General features: G+C 40.7%; 3 protein-coding genes. All 3 read right to left on the bottom strand.

The features are described 5' to 3' along the window. Nucleotides 1-945 (bottom strand): hypothetical protein (locus tag ACKI5B_RS04455; protein WP_407426237.1); only part of this gene is annotated, 945 nt, incomplete at its 3' end. After that, nucleotides 942-3080, bottom strand: a complete 2139-nt coding sequence (locus ACKI5B_RS04450) for a hypothetical protein (RefSeq protein ID WP_407426235.1) — start codon at nucleotides 3078-3080, stop codon at nucleotides 942-944. The genes ACKI5B_RS04450 and ACKI5B_RS04455, both read right to left, overlap by 4 nt. Continuing rightward, nucleotides 3025-3401 (bottom strand): hypothetical protein (locus tag ACKI5B_RS04445; RefSeq protein ID WP_407426233.1); only part of this gene is annotated, 377 nt, incomplete at its 5' end. The genes ACKI5B_RS04445 and ACKI5B_RS04450, both read right to left, overlap by 56 nt.

The raw sequence follows: 3401 nt of genomic DNA, 5'->3' as shown, positions 1-3401 counted from the left end.
GTCCAATTGTAAAATCTTGCCTGCATAAGTGATATAAAAATCTTTTGCTACAAGTTCCCTTTCATCATCCCTGAAAAAGTGCGGGTAACTGTCAACAGCCCAGCTGCCGCCGGTGATACTGGCAAGCTTCGGATTGTCAAAACCGAAGTATAATGTATTTACTTTGGCTCTCTGCTTGTTTCTATTAGATATTATATGTACAAAAATACGTGTCTTTTTCTGCGTAAGCTTTATGAAGGGCTCGTCTTCACCGACTTTTAAAACTTCATCCTGAATATATAACTCTCTTAAATATTCATTATAATAGTTTGTTGTATTAGCCAGTAAAAATATCTTGCCGGTCAGTCTGTCTCTGAGTATTGTCTTCAGCAAGTCGCACAATATAACAAACTCATTGTTTGCATATGTACTGCTTATAAACTCGTCAAATATTATAAAATCACCTGTCGGCATGTTTAACGAGCTTTTATAAACTTCGTTCTGTGTCAGGTCAAGCGCATACAAAAACGCTTCTGATCTGCCATCTCTTTCACCCTTTTCGTCAATGTGACATAAGTACATTTTATGTCCGAAGTAATACACATTGTTGTACTGGCCGTCGGTCAGGTCTTTTATATAACCACATGCCCGGATAACTTCAAAAAGCTTTTCGATATTCTGCCGGGCTGTCATGTCCGGTCTTTGTCTTATATAAGGTGTAGTAATACCGTACATCAGAAACAGTATGATTGAAATGATCAAAAGGTTTGTTGTCTTGCCGGTACTTCGGGACGATATCAGGATAAACCATTCCGCCGAGTTTGGGTCAAGTTCCTTTGCCGGGTTATATATGCCTTTTGGCATTTTAAGCGCTTTATAATAGGAAAAAACTTTTTGCCAGTTTACTATGATGCCGTCTTGTACATTTCCATTGAGATATTTTATCTCTTCAGCTTCAACTTTCAATTTCCAAGCACGCTCCTTTCATCAAGGCCGCTTTCAATAAATGCCCTGTAAAATCTGTCAAGCTTCATTGTGAATGCAATTTCAAATATTGCAGCGCTTGACCTTTCAGTCATTTTTACTCCATCAGGTGCAATCCATTCTGATGCATTGTCTTCATAATGTATTGTGTTTTTTTCTGATACATCAGCCTTTAATTCCATGCCCAGTATATCAAAAGCGGCAAAAGGGTCTTTGTCAAAATTGAGTATTGCACTTTTCGGCATCCCTGCAACAGTCGCTTTGATCTTGCCGTCTTCTTCGGTCAGATAACGCTTTGCCCCTAAAGTCTTTATACGTGTTATATTAGGGCTTTCAAGATCAAACATGCCAAGGTCATCAAACGCTGGGTCTGTCAGTCCTGCCGATTGTATTTTTTTGGCAATCCACTTGTTATACTCTTCAAATATTTCTAATACTCTCGGATGCTTCCTGCATTTGTAACTGTCTGTGTCATTATATATAATGTAGTCTGCGCCCAGTTCGTCAATGATCTTGAAACCCGGCTGAAAAAGTGCCCAGCGTGCGTGCGCTGTAACCCATATGCCCCACTGTGGCAAAAGTATCTGCTTTGCTTTTTCTGCTTCAAAATCAAGGTTGTTTTCTTCAATCTGCCAGTTTTCAAGGTTGTTTGAATACTTAACAGAATCAAGCTCCATTCTTGTTACCATCAGGCCATATGCAGCATTCACGCCCGACTTTTCGATTGCATATTCAGGCGTACCGGAAAGCCCGGCTTTTTTCATTTTGGCTTTGTTCAGATAGTGTCTGTTCAATACATTAAGTATAAACTTTGGCAATCTGATCTTTTCGGAAGTCCACAGACATATTATATCGGCTGACTCCCACCGGTAAAGCTTCGAATAAATCTGCCAGTCAAGCTCAGTCAAGACCACTTTCATTTCACCAGCTGCGGCGACTCTGCCGTTATCGATCAAAGCATCAACCAGCTCTAAACATTTATGCTTGCTTTCATATGAAATTGAAGTTTTACGCTGTATGTTTGTAAACTTTACAGTGATAATGCAGCACTTTTCTTTCAGGTACTGGTTGAAGTTCTCAAGGTCATAACGTGCAATAAACGGCGTGCCGGGATAATAGCCAAAATTCATCCAAGCCGGATATGCGCTCGTCTCGTCTTCACCGATTGCATTTTCTATCACATAGCCGGTGTTGGTTATATTGGCGTGTACATAGCCGCCCCTGAATAACCATCTAAACCAGTATTGATATGTTTCGCAATCAGGAAAAGCATTTTGCACCAACTGTTTATAGTCTTTTGTGCCCTGATAGCCTAAAATATTTTTAAGCTCGTTTCTGACTTCAGATCGAAGCAAGCCGGTCTTTGTCAGCGGTATTTTTTTGTCGGGGTAAATATACTTGCTAAAGATAAAGCTTGACCATTCGGCCAGTATAGCGACATCGTTAATACAATAGTCCTTTTCCTGCTCTGAAAGCTTGCTTTTACTTGATCTTAACACTTTATAATCAAGGTCACCCTTTAATTTTTGTGTTGTTGTAAAGTCCTTTGCAAGCTGTGCAAGGCTGCCGCCTGATATGCTCAAAGCTTCTCTGAAGTCGAAGCCGTCTTTTGTCGGCGCTGCCAGCGGATGACGTTCTTCACGTGCAAAGAAGTTTTCTTCATCCCATAACAGGCGCTTGCGTAAGAACTGAAATTCAAAGCCAAGATTTGCAACCCAGCACAAAAGCTTTCTGACTGCGCCCAGTCTGTAAAATTCAACAAGCCTGTTGTACAGATCAAAAAATAGTTCCCAGCGCCTGCCTAAATAAATATAGCCTATCTCATCAGATGCAATAACGAGCTGCCAGTGATACATGTATGCGGCCTTTGAGTCGTCAGTAATAACATTTGTTGTCTCTATGTCAAAACCGCTGTAAATGGGCAAATATTCAAACTCTACACGCTGGCCGTCGACATTCTTTTTGATCGTAACCGTATTGCCGCCCAGCGGAAACTGTGGCAGCTCCTGACAGCGCTGTGTATACTCGTATACATAACAGGGCACTTCTTTCTTTTCACCTTTAATCTGCAATGTTAGCTTTATTTCTTTTATAGCCGTCTTCAACTGCGGCTGCATTTGTAGCTTCTTTCTGTGCTTCGGCATTATTTCGTTTTTCTCCTTCCTGTAAGATAGCCATTAAAAGCTCATAACTTTTTGCGCCGGGTGTTTTCATCAGATCAGCGACAGAAGCATCATATCTTAATTTATGCTTGCTGTCTTCATATTGCTTGACATAGGTCTTTGCATCAATATATCTTTGTACATCTTCGTCAGTAACATTTTTTGCTTCACGCTGTATCTGACTTTCAGAAGGGTTTAGATTTCCTTTTTCTGCAAGGTTTTCTTCAGCAACCTGCCTTTTGTAAGTCTGCTTTGCACGCTTTACACCCGGCAAGC

The sequence above is a fragment of the Treponema sp. genome (genome assembly GCF_045657965.1).
GTDB lineage: Bacteria > Spirochaetota > Spirochaetia > Treponematales > Treponemataceae > Treponema_D.
Note: the sequence above shows the minus strand (reverse complement) of the source record. Positions and strands in the feature narration are given on the sequence as shown.

Excerpts from the sequence above, each read along its gene's own strand:
- ACKI5B_RS04450 (WP_407426235.1), bottom strand. The coding sequence starts at position 3,080 with ATGCAGCCGCAGTTGAAGACGGCTATAAAAGAAATAAAGCTAACATTG.